5 protein-coding genes are annotated in these 2540 nt (G+C 63.0%); all 5 read left to right on the top strand.

The annotated features are described in order from the left end of the window. Window positions 1-417: glutamate ligase domain-containing protein (locus ABY403_RS15595; RefSeq protein WP_372841736.1), on the top strand; the 417-nt coding region annotated here is incomplete at its 5' end. After that, window positions 414-683, top strand: coding sequence for a DUF2484 family protein (locus ABY403_RS15590; RefSeq protein ID WP_372841735.1), 270 nt, complete (start codon window positions 414-416; stop codon window positions 681-683). The genes ABY403_RS15595 and ABY403_RS15590, both read left to right, overlap by 4 nt. Further along, window positions 680-934, top strand: coding sequence for a DUF2484 family protein (locus ABY403_RS15585; RefSeq protein WP_372841734.1), 255 nt, complete (start codon window positions 680-682; stop codon window positions 932-934). The genes ABY403_RS15590 and ABY403_RS15585 overlap by 4 nt, the downstream gene beginning before the upstream one ends. Beyond that, entirely contained in the window at window positions 931-1866 is a 936-nt protein-coding gene (murB, locus tag ABY403_RS15580) for a UDP-N-acetylmuramate dehydrogenase (protein WP_372841733.1), read from the top strand. Before ABY403_RS15585 ends, murB begins: the two co-directional genes overlap by 4 nt. A 37-nt stretch (window positions 1867-1903) precedes the next feature. After that, window positions 1904-2540 (top strand): D-alanine--D-alanine ligase (locus ABY403_RS15575; RefSeq protein ID WP_372841732.1); only part of this gene is annotated, 637 nt, incomplete at its 3' end.

Below are 2540 nucleotides of genomic sequence, written 5' to 3'. Positions count from 1 at the left end.
GTTACCATCATCGACGATTACGGCCACCACCCGGTCGAAATTGCGGCGGTGCTGCGCGCGGCGCGGCAAACCACGCGCGGCCGCGTTATCGCCGTGCACCAGCCGCACCGATATTCGCGCCTGTCGAGCCTGTTCGAGGACTTTTGCACCTGTTTCAACGAAGCCGACGTGGTTGGCATTGCCGAAGTCTATGCTGCGGGCGAAGAACCCATTGCAGGCGCCAGCCGCGACGATCTGGTGGCCGGGCTGATTGCGCATGGCCACCGCCACGCCCGCGCCGTGGTTTCGGAAGCGGATTTCGCGCAACTGGTGCGTGATGAGGCGCAGCCGGGCGATATGGTGGTCTGTCTTGGCGCAGGCACGATTTCGACATGGGCGAACGGCTTGCCGCAGGCGCTCAAGGACTGGCGCATATGAGCCTCCCGCTGATCCTTGCCTGTATCTGGGCGCTGGCCGCGACGGCCACGGCTTTGTTGCCGCTGCGCTTGCAGATTTGGCCGGGCCTGCCGCTGCTGTTGGCGGCACCCGTGCTGATGGTCTGGATCGGGCTAGAGCACGGTTTTTGGCCGGTGGCCGCGCTGTTGGCCGCCTTTGTTTCGCTGTTTCGCCGCCCGCTCTGGTATCTGGCGCGGCGCGCGATGGGGGTTTCGCTGCCACCACCACACGAGGAGTCAGTCGAATGACACTTTCACTGATCGCTGTGTGTCTCTGGGCGCTGGTTGCCAACCTTTTGGCACTATTGCCATCACGCGATAACCATTGGCGCCAGGCGTGGGTGCTGATCGGCTGCGGGATTCCGCTGCTCGGTTGGGTTACGCTAGAGAACGGCCCGTTCTGGGGCCTTTTGGTGCTTGCCGCCGGGGTTTCGATGCTGCGGTGGCCGCTGATTTTTGCGTTCCGCCGCATGCGGTTCTGGCGCGGGGGGCGGGTATGAAGCTGCCCGAAGTCCGCGGCACACTGACCGCCGGACGCGCGCTTTCTGATCTGACCTGGCTGCGCGTGGGCGGCCCGGCAGAGTGGCTGTTTCAGCCCGCGGACGAGGCCGATCTTGCGAGTTTTCTGAAGGCTTTGCCGCCCGAAGTTCCGGTTTTTCCGATGGGTGTCGGCTCTAACCTGATCGTGCGCGATGGGGGTATTCGCGGCGTGGTGGTGCGGCTTGGGCGCGGCTTCAACGGTATCGAAATCTCCGGCAACCTGATTACGGCGGGTGCTGCGGCGCTTGATGCGCAAGTGGCGCGGCGCGCGGTTGCGGCGGGGCTGGATCTGACCTTTTTGCGCACCATTCCCGGCAGCATCGGCGGTGCGGTGCGCATGAACGCGGGCTGCTACGGTGCCTATGTCGCGGACCATCTGCGCGAGGCCGTGGCGATAAGTCGGGCCGGTGAGCGGGTTGTTCTGGGCCCGAAAGACTTGCAGTTTTCATACCGTCAGAGCCAGCTTCCACCAGAATGGGTGCTGGTTTCTGCCACTTTTGAAGCAATTTCGGCTGATCCGCAGGAACTGGAAGCCAAGATGGCCGATCAAGTCGCCAAGCGCGACGCAAGCCAACCCATCAAAGAACGCAGTGCCGGGTCTACCTTTCGTAATCCGGCTGGGTTTTCCTCGACGGGGCGGGCCGATGATGTGCAGGATCTGAAGGCCTGGAAGGTGATTGACGCGGCGGGGATGCGCGGCGCGCGGCTAGGTGGCGCGCAGATGAGCGAGAAACATTCGAACTTTCTTATCAACGCGGGCGGCGCGACTGCTGCCGATCTCGAGGGATTGGGTGAAGAAGTCCGAAAAAGGGTTTTGCTCACGAGCGGAATACGGCTAGAGTGGGAAATCATGCGGGTCGGCGAGATTTTGGACGAAGCGCACGATAAGTAACAACATTCCACGGGGAAAAACCCCGGGAGAGGCGAACGTGGCGGGTGTGTCGAGCAGGACAGCCCACCGAGTGGCGGTACTGATGGGAGGCGCGTCCATGGAACGGGACGTGTCGCTTTCTTCAGGGCGCGAATGCGCTGAAGCGCTGCGGGTGGCAGGCTTTGAAGTGGTCGCGATTGACGCGGGCGCTGACGTTGCTGCGCGTTTGCTCGAAGCCAAGCCGGACGCGGTGTTCAACGCATTGCATGGTCGCTGGGGCGAAGATGGCTGTGTGCAAGGGCTGCTGGAATGGCTGCGCCTTCCTTACAGCCATTCGGGTGTGCTGGCATCGGCCCTCGCGATGGATAAAACCCGCGCCAAGGCGGCTTTCGCGGCGGCCGGTTTGCCGGTGGCGGCGGGGCGGCTTGCCAGCAAATCCGAGGTGATGGCACGCCATGTGTTGCCGCCGCCCTATGTTGTCAAACCCAATGCCGAAGGGTCATCGCTGGGCGTCTATATAGTGGCTGAAGGCGTCAATTCACCACCGGTTCTGTCCGATGACATGCCCGAGATCGTGCTGGTTGAGGCCTACGCGCCGGGGCGCGAGTTGACGGTCAGCGTGCTTGGTGATCGCGCGCTTTGTGTGACCGAAATCGTGACCAGCGGTTGGTATGACTACGCCGCAAAATACACGC

It is taken from the genome of Phaeovulum sp. (genome assembly GCF_041596715.1).
GTDB lineage: Bacteria > Pseudomonadota > Alphaproteobacteria > Rhodobacterales > Rhodobacteraceae > UBA6213.
The sequence above is the reverse complement of the archived record's forward strand: the minus strand, read 5'-3'. Positions and strand labels throughout refer to the sequence as shown.

Coding starts and splice junctions, on each gene's coding strand:
- murB (WP_372841733.1), top strand. CDS start 931: ATGAAGCTGCCCGAAGTCCGCGGCACACTGACCGCCGGACGCGCGCTT.
- ABY403_RS15585 (WP_372841734.1), top strand. CDS start 680: ATGACACTTTCACTGATCGCTGTGTGTCTCTGGGCGCTGGTTGCCAAC.
- ABY403_RS15590 (WP_372841735.1), top strand. CDS start 414: ATGAGCCTCCCGCTGATCCTTGCCTGTATCTGGGCGCTGGCCGCGACG.